The sequence below is a fragment of the Cronobacter malonaticus LMG 23826 genome (assembly GCF_001277215.2).
GTDB lineage: Bacteria > Pseudomonadota > Gammaproteobacteria > Enterobacterales > Enterobacteriaceae > Cronobacter > Cronobacter malonaticus.
Map to the genome: position 1 here is coordinate 3868150 of NZ_CP013940.1, position 16651 is coordinate 3884800.

Below are 16651 nucleotides of genomic sequence, written 5' to 3' on the forward strand. Positions count from 1 at the left end.
TGTTGTTCATTCATCTGTTTTCTATCATCGCAGGTGAAGATGCAAAAGCAAGAGTTTGCGTAACGCCGGATGACACAAAAGCCGTTCCGCCCGCCGGTTTCTATTCCCGGCTATTGCTTTTATACTGCCGCCATCGCGTACAACAGGAAACCAACATGAACGACAGTGAATTTCACCGCCTGGCCGACGGCCTGTGGATGACCATTGAAGAGCGTCTCGACGCGTGGGATGGCGACAGCGATATCGACTGCGAAATCAACGGCGGCGTGCTGACTCTCTCGTTTGAAAACGGCAGCAAAATCATTATCAACCGTCAGGAGCCGCTGCATCAGGTGTGGCTGGCGACCAAACAGGGCGGTTATCACTTCGATTATAAAAACGACGAATGGATTTGCGATCGCAGCGGCGAGCGGTTCTGGGATCTGCTGGAAACCGCCGCCACGCAACAGGCGGGCGAGGCGGTCAGCTTTCGTTAATCAGGACTGATATTGCTGTAACAGCGGCGTGGCGCTGTCGTCATCGTTGAGCGGCGTCACGGCTTTGATGGTCTGCGTGCGGAAGGGGATCACCTGCTGGCGGCCATCTACTTTCACAATCTGATAGAACTGCGGCAGGTTGAAGTTGACGAAGCTCGAACCGTACGTAAAGCGGTCATGCGATGACGAGTAGAACCGACTGACGTCGCGCACCAGCTCCTCTTTGCTGCCTTCGCAGTGGTGATAGACCTCAGCGCGGTTGCTTTCATCAAGAATATAGATGTTAAAGCCGTCGTCGTTGGTCTCTTCAAAGAAGAACTGAATAATCCCTTCACTCGCAAAGCCATCGACCACCGACGGCAGTTCGACGTGATCGGTTTCCACCTGCACGGACAGGCCGTGCAGTTTGTTGTGCGAAATCGCGCCGTAAAACTCGATGGCGTTTTCCAGTTTCTGTACCGAGACGTTAAGGCGCTCAAAGAACAGGCCCCAGGTCTGGCCCGCCACGCGCAGCGCTTTGAAGCGGCCCGGCTCCAGACGGGTGCTGGAGAGACGAAACTCAATACACTCAGACACCAGTTGCTGCACGCGGGTGCGGATAAGCCCGCGCAGATGCTGGCTGTAGCAGAAGACTTCGACACTATCCGGCGGCGCGGCGTCCTGATGCATTTTGCCAAGAATCGTTTTCAGCGCCTCGATCATCGCCTGCTCGCCGTTGAAATGCAGCGTACGCACTTCGTTCCACGAGTTGCGATACAGCAGGTCGATACTGCCGACCAGGCACTGCTGCTGCTCGCCGAAGCTGAATACATCAAGCTTGCGGAAATCGAAATGCACCACCTGGTTGCGGAACGCCGTCGTCGGGTCATATTCCAGGTTGACGATAATCGCCAGATGGCGAATTTCACACGGGCTGTAGAGCGCTTTTGGCGTCGGTGCCGGCAACCGCAGCGGGAAATGGTGCGACACATCGGCTACCAGTTCCTGCAGTTTCGGCAGATCGCAAATGCCGTTGCCCTTAATAAACAGGCGGGTGCGCGACGTCAGCAGGCCGTTAAACCAGGCCCAGGCCACCAGCTTATTAAGATAACGGTTATATTCCAGCGGCTGATGGCTGATGATGGAGTCCATGCTCGGCGCGCGGTTGTAGAGATACCAGCCGGTGCGGTTAGCGCGGCCCGGCGGCACATGAATAAAGGTCAGCGTCGGCTCGGAAAGATCCGGCGAAATCTGCGGGTTTACCAGCGTCACTTTCCCCGGCAACGCTTCAAACGCGGCATAGAGTTTGCGCGTCAGCACGCCGATATCCTGCGGGCTTGCGGAGACGCTCAGGTTATTGCGGCGCGCGAAGCGGATCAGGTTACGGTAGCTCTGCATCATCGCGTCGAGCAGTTCGTTATGCGCTTCGCGCACCTGGTCGATTTTCCAGTTGGCGCGGTTATCAAGCATTGTGAGGCGCGCTTCATCCCAGCCCCACTCTTTCACCAGCTGGCTTAACACCTCGCGGCGCCAGCCCACGCAGGCGCGCTCGCGGGAGAGTTTTTCACAGACTTTCAGATAGAAGCAGCGGCGCACGAGATCGAGGCGCGCGCTGTCGTCGATAGCCGTCAGATAGTGGGTAACGCGCTCCAGCATCATGCAGTAAGGATCCAGCCCGAACGAGACGATTTCGCCGTCGTGCAGACGCTGTTTGATGTCTTTCGCGAGCAGGCGGGTATTCGGATATTCCCAGGAATAGGCTTCCAGCAGCAGCGTTTTCAGCACGGCTTTATACGGGGAATCGATGCTTTTATAGAGCTGCCAGAGGCTCGCGCCGAAATATTCTTCGGCGGAAAGGGAGCTTAAGCCGCCCAGATCAAGCCATTCGTTTGGCGTCAGTACGCCCTGCGCGTAGAGCGTCATCACGTAATCGTCGTAATGCTCTTCTTCGTCACACGGCACCATGTTCCAGAGAATACGTTTGCCGGCCATACGCACGGCGGTGCGGTAGAACTCATCCAGCAGCAAAATGTGCTGCGTCGAGCCGCAGTCTTCGCCGCCGAGGCTGCCGCTTTCATTATGGCGGAAGCGGTTTTCATCAATCAGGAAGAAACTGACCTCGACGCCCAGCGACGCCGCCCAGCTTTCCAGCAGGCTGCATTTACGCTGCAGCAACTGGCGCTCGTCGTTATCAAGCCAGGCCTGATGGCAGACCCAGATGTCGAGATCGGATGAACAGCTCTGCCCCACGGAGGAGGTGCTGCCCATCGAATAGATGCCGGTAATCGGCAGTTCGCCCTGTACCGTTTGCTGCGCAGGCATACCGCGCTGGGTTTCCAGCTCGTTCAGGTAGTGGCGTTGGGTTTCATCAGGCGTGTAGAGGCAAATGCCGTAGGGAACGTTACCTTCAAGGTAACCTGGCATCAGCGGATGGTGATAATGCAGTAATGTAGGCAGCAGACTGTAGACCTGTTGGAAGGCAGGCCCCATGGCAGCAAGCGCGCGATCCACACGCAATTGATTGATGGCATCCAGTCTCTGCTTCAGAGTCTCAATATAGAGGTACAAGACGTATCGCCTGATGGTTACAGAATGTAAACAGTGTTCACCGTTGTGTCGCCCTTGTGATTATGGTGTGGCAGGCGAACAAATGGCTCAAAACGTGATCAATCTAACACCTTGTAGATTGACCGTAAAGAAAGATGCGCTACAGATAATTATAGCACCGTTCCCCTGCCCTTAACGCCTTTCTGTGTGGCGTCTGCGCGCCGCGCCTCGCCGCCGTTTGACCTGACAGCCTTCCGCTAACAGTGGTAGGATGATCGGCAGACGACATTTACGGTATCAAGCATGTTAGACAATGTATTAAGAATTGCCACCCGCCAAAGTCCGCTGGCGCTCTGGCAGGCACAATATGTGAAGCAGCGGCTGGAAGCCTGTCACCCGGGGCTGACCGTTGAGCTGGTGCCAATGGTGACGCGCGGCGATGTGATCCTCGATACGCCGCTGGCGAAAGTGGGCGGCAAGGGGTTGTTCGTGAAAGAACTGGAGCTCGCCATGCTGGATGGCCGCGCCGATATCGCGGTGCACTCGATGAAAGATGTGCCGGTTGAATTCCCGGAAGGGCTGGGCCTGGTCACGATTTGCGAGCGCGAAGATCCGCGCGACGCCTTTGTCTCCGGGCAGTATAAAAGCCTCGATGAAATGCCTGCGGGCAGCATCGTCGGGACATCGAGCCTGCGCCGCCAGTGCCAGATTGCCGCGCGCCGCCCCGATCTCATCATCCGCTCGCTGCGCGGGAACGTCGGGACGCGCCTGAGCAAACTCGATAACGGCGATTACGACGCCATTATTCTGGCGGTCGCGGGTCTCAAACGCCTGCAACTCGACGCGCGCATCACAAGCCCGCTCGCGCCGGAAATTTCGCTGCCCGCTGTAGGCCAGGGCGCGGTCGGCATTGAGTGCCGCCTTGACGATACACGCACCCGCGAACTGCTCGCGCCGCTCAACCACGAAGAGACCGCCGTGCGCGTCCGCGCGGAACGCGCCATGAACACGCGTCTGGAAGGCGGCTGTCAGGTGCCTATCGGCAGCTATGCGGAGCTGAAAGACGGCGAGCTGTGGCTGCGCGCGCTGGTGGGCGCGCCGGACGGCTCGCGTATCGTGCGCGGCGAACGCCGCGGCGCGCCAGAGGACGCACGCCAGCTTGGGATTTCACTGGCGGAAGAGCTGTTAAACCACGGCGCGCGGGAGATCCTCGCCGACGTTTATCAGGGGGATGGCCCCGCATGACGATTCTGGTCACCCGCCCCTCTCCCGCCGGGGAGGAATTAGTGAGCCGCCTGCGCGCACTGGGGCAGGAGGCCTGGAGTTTTCCGCTGATCGAATTCTGCCCTGGCCGGGAGTTGCCGCAGTTACCCGCGCTGCTCGACGCGCTCGCGCCGCACGATCTCCTTTTTGCGCTGTCGCAACACGCGGTGAGTTTTGCGAACGCGCATTTACAGCGTCTGGGGCTGCGCTGGCCTCGCGCCGTCGAAGCGTTCGCCATCGGGCGTACCACCGCGCTGGCGCTGCACCAGGTCAGCGGTTTACACATCCATTACCCGCGCGATCGGGAAATCAGTGAAGTCTTGCTACAATTACCTGAATTACAAAACGTTGCCGGTAAGCGCGCGCTTATCCTGCGCGGCAACGGCGGTCGCGAACTGTTAGGGGAAACCTTAACGGAGCGCGGCGCGACCGTGACGTTTTGTGAATGCTATCAACGTAGCGCGAAAATTTACGACGGCACCGAGGAAGCGCACCGCTGGCATACGCGCGGCATTACCACGCTGGTGGTGACCAGCGGCGAGATGCTGCGCCAGCTGCATGACCTGATGCCGCCGTGGTATCGCGAAAACTGGTTGCTGCGCTGTCGGCTGGTGGTCGTCAGCGAGCGTCTGGCGACGCTTGCCAGGGAGCTTGGCTGGCAGAACATTCTGGTCGCTGATAATGCCGATAACGACGCGCTGCTGCGCGCGTTGCAATAACTTTTAAACGGGAAGCCACAATGACGGAACAACAACACACCCCTGCTACGGTTGAAGAAACCCCGCAGGTTGTGGAGACAACGCCACAGCCGGAACCGACCGCGAAAAAAGACCGCTCCGGCAAAACCGCGCTGGTGCTGAGCGCTGTGGCCATCGCCATTGCGCTGGCGACGGGCGCGGGCCTGTGGACCTGGAGTAAAAAGCAGGCCGACACGCAAAACGCCAGCAGCGATACGCTCGCCACCCAGTTAACCTCGTTGCAAAATCAGCAGCAGGCGCAGAAAGCTGAGTTTGAGAAAACCCTCAAGGCGCAGGCTGACGCGCTCGCGGCCGCCACCCACCAGCAGGAAGCGATGGCGCGTGAACTGGACGAAGTCCAGAAGAAAGTCGCGACCATTTCAGGCAGCGACGCCAAAACCTGGCAGCTCGCCCAGGCGGATTTTCTGGTCAAACTCGCCGGGCGTAAGCTCTGGAGCGATCAGGACGCCACCACCGCCGCCGCGCTGTTAAAAAGCGCCGATGCGAGCCTCGCCGACATGAACGATCCGAGCCTTATTACCGCCCGCCGCGCGCTGACGGATGACATCGCCGCGCTGGCGAGCGTCACGCAGGTCGATTACGACGGCATCATTCTTAAGCTGAATCAGCTCTCCAACCAGGTCGATAACCTGCGCCTTGCGGACAACGACAGCGACGATGCGCCGATGGACAGCGACGGCAGCGAGCTTTCCAGCTCGCTGAGTGAATGGCGTCAGAATCTGGTGAAAAGCTGGCACAACTTTATGGACAGCTTTATTACTATCCGCCGCCGCGACGATACCGCTGTGCCGCTGCTGGCCCCGAATCAGGACATCTACCTCCGCGAGAATATCCGCTCGCGCTTGCTGGTCGCCGCCCAGGCTGTACCGCGCCATCAGGATGAGATTTACAAGCAGTCGCTTGATAACGTCTCTACGTGGGTGCGGGCCTACTACGACACCAGTGACGCCGGCACGAAAGCGTTTCTCGAATCTGTCGACAATCTGGCCCAGCAGAACATCAGCATGGATCTCCCGGAAACCCTGCAAAGCCAGGCGATTCTTGAAAAACTGATGCAGACGCGCGTGCGTAACCTGATGGCGCAGCCGTCGGTGCCGGGCGATGCTGCCGCCCCGCAGGTTGACGACCCACGCACGCAAGCCCCGGCAGACGCGGCGCCGACGCAGGGAGAACAGTAATGCTGAAAGTCTTATTGCTGTTTCTGCTGTTGATCGCCGGGATCGTGGTCGGCCCGATGGTGGCCGGTCACCAGGGGTATGTGCTGATCCAGACCGATACCTGGAATATCGAAACCAGCGTCACCGGCCTTGTGATCATATTGATCCTCTCGCTGGTGGTGCTGTTTGCTATTGAGTGGCTGCTGCGACGCCTGTTCCGCACCGGCGCACGCACCCGCGGCTGGTTCGCGGGCCGCAAACGCAGCCGCGCGCGTAAGCAAACCAAACTGGCGCTGCTCAAACTTGCCGAGGGCGACTATCAGCAGGTTGAAAAGCTGATGTCGAAAAACGCCGATCACGCTGAACAGCCGGTGGTGAACTATCTGCTGGCTACGGAAGCCGCCCAGCAGCGCGGCGACGAAGCCCGCGCCAATCAGCATCTTGAGCGTGCGGCGGAGCTGGCGGATAACGATCAGATCCCGGTTGAGATCACCCGCGTGCGTCTGCAACTGGCGCGCAATGAAAACCACGCGGCCCGTCACGGCGTTGACCGTCTGCTGGAAGTGACGCCACGCCACCCGGAAGTGCTGCGTCTGGCGGAACAGGCGTATATCCGCACCGGCGCGTGGAGTTCGCTGCTCGATATCATCCCTTCGATGCAGAAAGCGGGCGTGGGCGACGACGAACACCGCGACGCGCTGACGCGCCAGGCGTGGATCGGGCTGATGGATCAGGCGCGCGCCGATCAGGGCAGCGACGGTCTGAAAGCCTGGTGGCGTAACCAGAGCCGTAAAACGCGCCATCAACCGGCGTTGCAGGTGGCGATGGCGGAGCATTTGATCGAGTGCGACGATCATCAGACCGCGCAGGAGATTATCCTTGATGGCCTGAAACGTCAGTATGACGATCGTCTGGTGTTACTGATGCCACGCCTGAAAGCCGGTAACCCGGAACAGCTCGAAAAAGCGCTGCGCCAGCAGATCAAAACCTACGGCGATCGTCCGCTGCTCTGGAGCACCTTAGGCCAGCTGCTGATGTCCCACGGCGAATGGAAAGAGGCGAGCCTCGCGTTTCGTGCCGCCCTCAAACAGCGCCCCGACGCCTTCGATTACGCCTGGCTTGCAGATGTGCTCGACCGGCTGCATCAGCCCGAAGAGGCCGCCACGATGCGCCGCGACGGCCTGCTGCTGACGCTACAGCAAAATACCCCGCAATAATTCTCACCCCTCTTCGGAGGGGTTTTTTATGTCTGCGATTTGAGCGAGTCATTAACGGCAGTGACCGGGGTGATCGCGCGCAGCTACCACCGCCACGGCGCGAAAGCCCCTTCGACCTGTGGGTCAGATTTCGTGGTGTGGCAAGGCGGCAAGCAAGTGAATCCCCGGGAGCTTACATCAGTAAGTGACCGGGGTGAGCGCGCGCAGCCAGGGCCGCCACGGCGTGAAAGCCCCTTCGGCCTGTGGGTCAGATTTCGTGGTGTGGCAAGGCGGCAAGCAAGTGAATCCCCGGGAGCTTACACCAGTAAGTGACCGGGGTGAGCGCGCGCAGCTAACGTAGCCACGCCGCGAAAGCCCCTTCGGCCTGTGGGTCACATTTCGTGGTGTGGCAAGGCGGCAAGTAAGCGAATCCCCGGGAGCTTACATTAGTAAGTGACCGGGGTGAGCGCGCGCCGCTAACGCAGCCACAGCGCGAAAGATGACCCACAGCGCAGGCAAAAAAATACCTGCCCGAGGGCAGGTATTAAAACAGGTCTGTTTGACAACAAATGTGGTGCTTCACTCAACGTTATGTCCATGGTGTGTGATGAGGCCGAAGCGACATCTGTCTGTGGACGATAAGCACCGTAAACGGCTCTGCGTCATTCCCGGGTTTATGAAGCCGGAGCAAACATAAGAGATGGAATGAGCATCTACGCCGTTATTGTAGCATTTATCGTGCCAGGTATGCAGCGTTTGTCTGCAACGGCTAATCCCTTGTTTCAACGCTATTGTGACCGGGGCCGTAGGCGCATTTCCCTGGCAGGCGCAGCCTTCAGGTGTCATCAAATAGCGACACGGTTTCCAGCCCGGCATCTTTCCTTATAGATATTAAAAACTTATATGTCTCCTGTGGGCGACACGTATAACGCGGAGTGTCGCTAAAAACCATCATTTCTTTCTTACATCAGTTTTACGTGGACATTTTCCTGAATCAGCAAGTCGCCCAGCGTATTTGCCGCCCCCAGCGCGCTGTTGTGATAAACCTCAAACACACGATCGCCGATAGTCTCGAAGCCGCTCACCGACCAGATGCCTTCCGGCGTATTAAGCAGCGTCACTTCGCCGCCATTTTCACCCGTGATACGCAACGGTTCGTGCGGATCGTCTTTCAGGTTGAGCGCGTTATCGAGGTCTAACGTCAGGCTCCCTTTTCCGCTGGTGCCCAAATCGAGCACATCGATATGCGCCACTTTAAAGCCGAGCTGCGCCAGATTAAGCGTCGGCAGCTTTTCGCCGAGCGTTAAGGTATCGACGCCTGCGCCGCCATCAATCCGGCTGAAATCCAGGCTGTTGAGAATAAAGTAGTCGTTGCCGTCGTTGCCGTCGGTGCCTGTCAGTGCCATGTCGCTGGCGAGCAGCGGCTCAGCGAATAGCGCCATCAGCGCGGGCTGCGGCACGCCGTTTTGCAACTGAACCGTGTGCTGTGTGGAAACCTCGTTACCGGCGTCATCGCGTGACGAAATATCGAGCGTATAACTCCCTTCCGGCTGGGCAAGCGCATCGGGCGATATCGCCACGCTCCAGCTGCCATCGCCAAGCACTGTTGTCGTCAGCGTTTCATTGCCAAACACCACGGTCACCTGCGCGCCAGGTTCGGAATCACCGCTGATCACCAGCCCGCCGCCCGCTATCTCCGTCTGATCGATAATGTCATCGCCGGTCACGGGCGAAACGTCGATGGTGGGGATAACAGTATCAACAGTAGAGAAGGTCTGTCGGCTGCCCGCGTTACCCGCCACATCGGTCACGTCAACGCGGATCGGTACTGACCCTTGCGGCAGCGCCTGAAGCTGCTCCGGCGTTAGCGTAACGCTCCAGGTACCGTCGCTATTAATAACTGGCGTATAACCCACGTCCCCGATAGTCACCGTCGCGGTCTTTACCAGCGCCCCGGCACTCAGGCCCGTGGTACCGGTAATGGTCTGCTCCGTTTGCGCTTCCGCCTGGCTCAGGAAACCGTCGCCATAAGCAAGCGTAATCGTCGGCGCGGGCAGTGTTCGCAGTACGCTGATCGGCGCGGTGTCGCTGCCGCTGTTACCGGCGGCATCTGTCTGCGTTGCGCTGAGCGTGTAATCGCCGTTTGGTACGGCGCCCAGCGCGCTGGCGGGCAACAATATGCTCCAGGTGCCGTTCGCCAGCACCGTGGTGTTATACGAAACGCCGTTAAGCGTCAGCGTTAATGGCAGGTCGGCTTCGCCGGTGCCGGTGATCGTCACGCCGCTTTGCGCTTCCGCCTGGCTGATGTAACCATCCAGCGCCAGCGGCTCATTAATCGTGATAACCGGCGCGGTGAAATCAATCGTCAACGGCACCGTTTCCGTGACGGTATTTCCCGCATCATCTTCCGCGGTGACCACCATGTCGTACACATCATCAGCCAGTGATGCGAGCTGCCCGGCGGGAATATTGATACTCCAGTTGCCGTTACCCGCGGTCGTGACCGGGCCATAGTTTTCACCATTTAAAGTGAACGTAATGACACTGCCCGGATCGGAGGTGCCGGAGACGGCGATGACACCCGCCGCCTCGGTCGGGTTAATCAGGTTATCGCCGGTCACGTCATTGACCGTGAGCGACGGCGGAACAAAATCCACGCTAAAGCTGTTATCACCGCTACCGGTATTCCCTGCGGTATCGGTGACCGTCACGGTGATCGGAATTTGCGAGCCATCAGCGGGCATCGCCTGCAAATCTGCCGCAGGTACGGTGATTTGCCAGTTGCCGCTGGCATCAAACGTGGCGGTATAAGTGATGCCGTTAATCACGACTTCCACGTTTGCCGCGTGGGCGGTGCCTGTTGTGCCCGTCACGATTTGATCGGTTTGCGATTCCGCCTGCGATAAAAATGCGTTACCGAAGGGCAGCGCTTCGACCGTTGGCGCAGGCGGTGTTGCCAGCATTTCAAACGGGCGGCTGTTGCTACCGCTGTTGCCCGCCGCGTCGGTCGCCACCACGTTTGCGGTATAGTCACCGTCTGCAAGCGCGGCAAGCGACACGTCCGTCGTCCAGACGCCGCTGGCGTTGGTCGTGGCGTTAAAGGTCAGCGAGCCAATAGTAATCACCACGCTGCTGTTGGCCTCCGCCGTACCGCTCAGCGTCACCAGTGCGCCAGCTTCCGCCTGGCTGACAATATCATCGACCGCTATCGGATTGATGGTGACGACCGGCGCGGTGGTGTCGAGCGTCACCGGGCGATCGACAGAAACGGTATTGCCTGCGGCATCGGTGAGCGAGGCAGTGACGACCAGTGTGTCGTCGGCCAGCGCCTGAACATCTGCTGCGGGCACGTCGAGGCTCCAGGTACCATCCGGCTGTACCGTGGCGCTGTAGGTGTTGCCGCCAAATGTCACCGTAACGGTACGCCCGGCGTCTGCATCAGAGGCGGTACCGGAGATTGTCACGTCGCTTTGCGACTCCGCATCGCTGATGATGTCATCCACCGCAATAGTGTCTATCGCCAGCGTGACAGAGGTATCGACCGTCACCGCCTGTCCAACGGAGACCTGATTCCCGGCGATATCCTGGGAGCCAGCCACCACGTTCAGAGATCCGTCGTTCAGGCCGCTCAGTGCCGCGGCAGGGATGGTAACGCTCCAGCTACCGTCGCTGCCCACCTGTGCGTCGTAGGTCACGCCATTAAAGAGCACTGTCACTGGCTGGCCGGCTTCTACTCTGGTGGTGTCTCCGGTAATGGTCAGGTCGCTGCCTTTTTCCGTCGCGTTAATAATGTTGTCTGTAGCAATCGGATCGACCGAAATCGTCGGGTTCGTCTGGGCGACAACCGTGAGATCGCTGCTGGCGTTAGCCGGGTTACCGCTGGTATCTGTGACGCTGGCGCTAACCGTCCACTGTTGATCGGTAAGCAGCAGCACATCCGCTGCGGGTACCTCCACGCTCCAGCTGCCATCGCTTTGCGTGATAGCGGTATACGTTTTGCCATTCAGCGTCAGCGTGACGGTCTGTCCCGCTTCAACGTTAGTACTGGTGCCGCTAAGAAGGAGCGGCTGGGTATGTTCGAACGCGTTCAGGTAGCCATCGCCGGAGAGCGTATTGATGGAAATCACCGGCAGCGTCGCCGCATCGGCGTCGATAGTCACCGGGTGGCTGACCGTGATGCTGTTGCCTGCGGCATCGGTTAACGACACCGTCAGCGGCTGCTGGCCGTCGCCGAGCGCCTGAAGTGCGGCGGCAGGTAAATTCACGGTCCAGCTGCCGTCCGGCTGAACGGTGGTGGTGTAATCCAGGCCGTTAAGCGTTACGGTCACCGTCTGCCCGGCATCTTCTACGGATGCCGTGCCGCTCACCGGCACATCCCCCGTGATCTCCAGCGAGTTGATAATATCGTCGGTCGCGACGGGGCTGACCGTCAGCGTGACTTCGGTATCGACGGTTATCGTACTGACCACATTGCCGCGGTTGCCCGCCGCGTCGCTGGCGCTCACCGAAATGGGCACGTCGCCCTGCGGCAGCGTCTGTACATTCCCGGCCGGTATTGTCACGCTCCAGCTACCGTCTGGCCCGGCCGTTGTCACGTAGGTCACACCGTTGATCAGCACATCAACGCTTTGTCCGCTTTCCAGCCCGCTGCTGGTGCCGCTCACCACCACGTCCGCCCCGCTCTCCTGCGCCGTAATGATGTCATCACCGGTCACTGGGGTAACGGCAAGCGTCGGCGGTGTGGTATCTACCTCAAAGGTTTGCTGCGGCGCGGCCCCGAAGTTTCCGGCACCATCGACGGCCACGACGGTTATCGTAATTTCACCATCAGCAAATTGCTGGAGCACCTCGGGCGGCAGCGCCAGTTGCCAGTTGCCGTTTTCATCCACGGTCGCCAGATAATTATTGCCGCCGGCGACGGGATCGACATTCAGCGTCCATTTGCCGTCGCTGCCCCGTACCGGCGTGGCGTGATTGAGCACATCCAGGCCGCCAATATTGATGATGACGCCTTGCGATTCACCGAACGCACCGGTTTTCCCGGTAAGCAACTGGGTGACTTTGGTGTCGTTATTGTTCAGCAGATCGTCGCCAAACGGCGTATTGAGCGTCGGCGCAGGCGGCGTGAGCGCCATAGTGACGGTTTCGCTGGTGGTGCCCGTATTTCCGGCGGCGTCTTTGGCGGTGACGGTGAGTGGGTAGTTACCGTTCGCCATGCCATCCAGCGCATTAGCAGGAATTTGCACGCTCCAGTTACCATCAGCATCTGTTGTGGTGGTGTATTGCTGGTTGTTGTAATTAACCGTGATTTGCGCGCCAGGCTCAGAAGTGCCCTTTATTTCAATCGGCAATTTGCTTTCGATAGCGTTGACCAGGTTATCGCCGGTGAGCGCTTCAACCGTCACTGGCGGCGGGATGGTATCTACCGTGGCGATAATCGTATTACTGCCGGTATTGCCCGCCGCGTCGGTGACGATAACGCTTATCGGCAGTTCGCCCTGCGGCAGCGTGCTGAGTTGCTCTGGCGTCAGAGTCAGGCTCCAGTTGCCCTGGCTGTCAACCTCCACCGGGTAAGAGACGTTGTTGATAATAACGACGGCGCTCTGCCCGTCACCGGTGATGCCGGTCGTGCCGCTGATAGTCTGGCTGCCCTGGCTCTCGGTCAGTACCAGCATGTCGTCGCCAAATACCGGAGCGATTTGCGGGTCGGGCAGGAATTCTGCCGCGACGTCTAACGACGATTCGGCGCTGATGGTATGCCCGGCTGTATCCGTCGTGGTAACGCGCACCGGCAGCGGGCCATCCGGGAAAGCCTGCACATCGGCCGCCGGAACGGTTAGCGACCAGGTATTATCCGCGCCGACTGTCGTGGTGTAGGTTTTACCGTTAATCGTGACGGTCACCGTCGTGCCGGACGCCACGTTCAGTGTCTGGCCGCTGATGACCAGCGCGTTTTGCGCCTCTTCGGCGTTGAGCATACCGTCGCCGGAAAGGGTATTCAGTTTGATAGTGCCATTGCTGCCATTATTTCCGCCGTTGTCGCCGCCCCGGTCGCTATCGCCGCCACCACCTCCACCGCCGGAGCCCGCCGCCGCAATCACGCCGCCCAGCGCCGCTGCGCCGAGAATCGAACCCCAAATCGCCATATGATTACTGTCGCCGATAAGCAGCGGTTCAATACTCTCTACCGCCTGATATTCCGGCGTCAGCCCTGGCGCACTGACGGCCAGCGTTTCATTTGAGGGGAAAACAGCATGGACGGGCGGATGTTTTCCGTCATCAAACAGTAATTCGCTGTGATACCCGTCCTGTTCGGCAAAATAGTTTTTACAGACGACGGTACTGCCATCGCGCATATGCAGAATTAAGTCCTCGCCCTGCCGCTCATAATGCAGCACCACATCAGGTGTTGCCTGAATACGTACTACGGAAGGCTCCGACAGAATTAACGTCCGTGTACCTTGTGCCTGTACAGTGGTAATTAATTCACCGCCATGACGCGCCAGCGTTTGAATGGTTACTGCCTGTGTGGTCGCGCTACCATCGAGAATTGATGCCATAACTCCTCACTTATTCTTGTCACGCATGCCAAAACAGAATTGTTCCGCAAACAACGGGAAGAGAAAAAATGGGCGATGCGCAAAAAAGCGCACAGCGCAGGGAAGACAACAACGCAAGGAGAACTCCAGGCATTCAGTCCCGATGACTTAATTTTCAGATATGTAATAGGTGTAATGGGTGTTGGCAAAAAAACAAATTTATTAGCGAAAATATTTCATCCTGAATTTTTATGATTATTTTACTTTGTTTTATTAAAAATCAACAGGTTGAGTTAACTTCATCATTACCGAAAATTATATAAAATCGAAAATGTTAATATTGATTCGCCATCATAAATAATAAACCTCGCTTTAATTCATCAGCCAACAATAGCGATATCCCATCCTTTCTAAAAAACCCTCTTTTTTAAATAAAAAAAGCAAATAAAAGCGCAGCGGCAGCCCGGATAATTAGCAAAGTAACAGATTAATGATGCTAAACGAATTTTGTGAGCAGGATAACACTATATCCTGTTGTAAAAACCACCAGGAAATGAATTGAGAGAAGAAAGTAGCGGGAGAAATAAAACAGCGAAATCAATTCGGAAAGAGGCAGAAAACAAAAAACCTCGCCGAAGCGAGGTTCAAAAGTGGTCGGCGAGAGAGGATTCGAACCTCCGACCCACTGGTCCCAAACCAGTTGCGCTACCAAGCTGCGCTACTCGCCGTATACTGCTTTTTGACTTTTTTGTTCAATCAAGTAGTGGTGCGAGGGGGGGGACTTGAACCCCCACGTCCGAAGGACACTAACACCTGAAGCTAGCGCGTCTACCAATTCCGCCACCTTCGCATCGCCACAAACTCTTAAATAATGGGGTGGCTAATGGGACTCGAACCCACGACAACTGGAATCACAATCCAGGGCTCTACCAACTGAGCTATAGCCACCACTGTATTCTTTCACGCGGTATCAAAACCACCGCAGCTCAAGCGCCGGTTAAATGGCGCGCCCGACAGGATTCGAACCTGAGACCTCTGCCTCCGGAGGGCAGCGCTCTATCCAGCTGAGCTACGGGCGCGTAGCGCCGTTGCGGGTGGGGATACTACGGACTTCGCGCCCTGCTGTCTAGTGCTTTTTTGAAGAAAATGCGCGTTTGGTTATGCTTTGCGCATTCTGGCGGTTATCCGTCCACTTTGGGGGTCGAACCGTAGCGATCGAACCCGAAAAGCTTATAAATAACGCTCACCAGCACCAGGAAAATCGCGCCGACAATCAGCGACATCCGCGTATCATCGTTGAAACCCATGCCCACCAGCACGCAGACCAGAAACGCCATCGTCAGGTAATTCGCCCACGGGAACAGCACAGAACGGAACGGATGCCCCGCAATCGCCGCCTGATGCGTCTGGCGGAAGCGCAGCTGGCTAATCAGGATAACAAACCACGGCACCATACCTGGCAACACGCTGGCGCTATAGACATAAACGAACACGCGCTGCGGATTCGGAATGATGTAGTTCAGGCACGAGCCCACCAGCAAGATAACAATGGAGAGCGCGACACCCGCCACCGGTACGCCGTTGCGGGAGACTTTACCCATCGCCGCCGGTAACTGGCGGTTTTTCGCCAGCGCATAGAGCATACGCCCGCAGCTGTACATGCCGCTGTTGCAGCCGGAGAGCGCCGCGGTCAGCACCACGAAGTTGATAATGCCTGCCGCTGCGGTGATCCCGATTTTCGCGAAGGTCAGCACAAACGGGCTGCCGTTGCTGCCGATTTCATCCCACGGGAAGATAGTCACGATAACAAAGATCGCGCCTACATAGAAAATCAGGATACGCCACAGCACTTTGCCGACCGCGCTGCGCAGCGTCACCTGAGGGTTTTTCGCTTCGCCCGCGGTAATGCCAATCAGCTCAACGCCCTGATAAGACGCCACCACGATACAGAGCGCCGTCAGGAAGCCCTTCCAGCCGCCCGCAAAGAAACCGCCGTGCGAGGTCAGGTTATCAAAGCCAATCGCATGGCCGCCGTTGCCGAAACCAAAGAAAATCACGCCAAGCCCGACCACGATCATGACGATAATGGTGGTGACTTTAATCATCGCGAACCAGAACTCGATTTCGCCATACAGCCGCACCGCCGCGAGATTCGCGAGCGCGACCAGGCCCACGGCAATCAGCGCGGGTATCCACTGCGCCATCTCCGGGAACCAGAACTGGACGTAAACCCCGATGGCGGTGATTTCTGAAATGCCTACCGCCATCCACATAAACCAGTAGGACCATGCGGTGAGATAGCCGAAGAACGGGCTCATGTAGCGATGCGCGTAAACGGCGAACGAACCGGTCACCGGCTCAAGGAACAGCATTTCGCCCATGGAGCGCATAATGAAAAAGACAAACAGCCCGGCGATGATATAGGCCAGCAGCACCGACGGCCCCGCCCATTTCAGCGTGCTGGCGGCGCCCATAAACAGCCCCACCCCGATAGTGCCGCCGAGCGCAATCAGCTCGATATGTCGGGCCTCCAGCCCTCGCTGTAGTTCCGGTTTATTCTCTGCCATAGATCCTCTGTGTTGTGTTTCACGTGCGTCCAGGTGAACCTGGTTATTGTGATGGTGAATGCCTGAGCCCCTGCGGGCAGCGTAACCCTGCCGCGTCCTGTAAAGGGGCGGGCGAATGGTTCCGCAATTTGAGAGAAATGGCAAATAATGCGTGGTAAAAATGCGCTTA

8 protein-coding genes and 4 tRNA genes are annotated in these 16651 nt (G+C 58.0%); 5 read left to right on the forward strand and 7 right to left on the reverse strand.

Going from position 1 to position 16651, the window contains the following annotated elements:
- Positions 1–155 precede the first annotated feature (155 nt).
- Positions 156–476, forward strand: coding sequence for an iron donor protein CyaY (cyaY, locus tag AFK66_RS18160; protein ID WP_007704482.1), 321 nt, complete (start codon positions 156–158; stop codon positions 474–476).
- Here the strand turns inward: cyaY and cyaA are convergent, their stop codons facing one another.
- Positions 477–3023, reverse strand: a complete 2547-nt coding sequence (gene cyaA, locus AFK66_RS18165; RefSeq protein ID WP_007780112.1) for a class I adenylate cyclase — start codon at positions 3021–3023, stop codon at positions 477–479. It lies immediately after the preceding gene.
- A 282-nt stretch (positions 3024–3305) separates the two neighbouring features.
- On the opposite strand from cyaA, the gene hemC reads away from it, so the two are divergent.
- From hemC to hemY, 4 genes are read left to right on the forward strand one after another with little or no spacing between them, the layout of a single operon-like run.
- A complete protein-coding gene (gene hemC / locus AFK66_RS18170; protein WP_007780110.1) occupies positions 3306–4247 on the forward strand; it encodes a hydroxymethylbilane synthase in 942 nt (313 codons plus the stop codon).
- A complete protein-coding gene (hemD, locus tag AFK66_RS18175; protein ID WP_032983052.1) occupies positions 4244–4984 on the forward strand; it encodes a uroporphyrinogen-III synthase in 741 nt (246 codons plus the stop codon). Before hemC ends, hemD begins: the two co-directional genes overlap by 4 nt.
- A gap of 20 nt (positions 4985–5004) precedes the next feature.
- Positions 5005–6201 carry a uroporphyrinogen-III C-methyltransferase gene (gene hemX, locus AFK66_RS18180; RefSeq protein WP_023899626.1) on the forward strand — a complete coding sequence of 399 codons (1197 nt, stop codon included), beginning with the start codon at positions 5005–5007 and terminating at the stop codon, positions 6199–6201.
- Positions 6201–7397 carry a protoheme IX biogenesis protein HemY gene (gene hemY, locus AFK66_RS18185; RefSeq protein ID WP_023899628.1) on the forward strand — a complete coding sequence of 399 codons (1197 nt, stop codon included), beginning with the start codon at positions 6201–6203 and terminating at the stop codon, positions 7395–7397. Before hemX ends, hemY begins: the two co-directional genes overlap by 1 nt.
- Before the next feature lie 941 nt (positions 7398–8338).
- Here hemY and AFK66_RS18190 read toward each other — a convergent pair.
- From AFK66_RS18190 to thrP, 6 genes are all read right to left on the reverse strand, one after another.
- Positions 8339–13936: an Ig-like domain-containing protein gene (locus tag AFK66_RS18190; RefSeq protein WP_023899629.1), complete on the reverse strand. Its 5598-nt coding sequence runs from the start codon at positions 13934–13936 to the stop codon at positions 8339–8341.
- A 630-nt stretch (positions 13937–14566) separates the two neighbouring features.
- Positions 14567–14643: transfer RNA gene (locus tag AFK66_RS18195), tRNA-Pro, on the reverse strand.
- Positions 14644–14679: 36 nt separating this feature from the next.
- A tRNA-Leu gene (locus AFK66_RS18200) sits at positions 14680–14765 on the reverse strand.
- A gap of 22 nt (positions 14766–14787) precedes the next feature.
- Positions 14788–14863 (reverse strand) — tRNA-His (locus tag AFK66_RS18205).
- A gap of 54 nt (positions 14864–14917) precedes the next feature.
- Positions 14918–14994, reverse strand: a tRNA-Arg gene (locus AFK66_RS18210).
- Positions 14995–15096: 102 nt separating this feature from the next.
- On the reverse strand, positions 15097–16482 hold the full coding sequence (thrP, locus tag AFK66_RS18215; protein WP_007780079.1) for a bifunctional threonine/serine APC transporter ThrP: 1386 nt from the start codon (positions 16480–16482) through the stop codon (positions 15097–15099).
- Positions 16483–16651 lie beyond the last annotated feature (169 nt).

Coding starts and splice junctions, on each gene's coding strand:
- thrP (WP_007780079.1), bottom strand. CDS start 16,482: ATGGCAGAGAATAAACCGGAACTACAGCGAGGGCTGGAGGCCCGACAT.
- hemX (WP_023899626.1), top strand. CDS start 5,005: ATGACGGAACAACAACACACCCCTGCTACGGTTGAAGAAACCCCGCAG.
- hemY (WP_023899628.1), top strand. CDS start 6,201: ATGCTGAAAGTCTTATTGCTGTTTCTGCTGTTGATCGCCGGGATCGTG.
- cyaY (WP_007704482.1), top strand. CDS start 156: ATGAACGACAGTGAATTTCACCGCCTGGCCGACGGCCTGTGGATGACC.
- hemC (WP_007780110.1), top strand. CDS start 3,306: ATGTTAGACAATGTATTAAGAATTGCCACCCGCCAAAGTCCGCTGGCG.
- hemD (WP_032983052.1), top strand. CDS start 4,244: ATGACGATTCTGGTCACCCGCCCCTCTCCCGCCGGGGAGGAATTAGTG.
- AFK66_RS18190 (WP_023899629.1), bottom strand. CDS start 13,936: ATGGCATCAATTCTCGATGGTAGCGCGACCACACAGGCAGTAACCATT.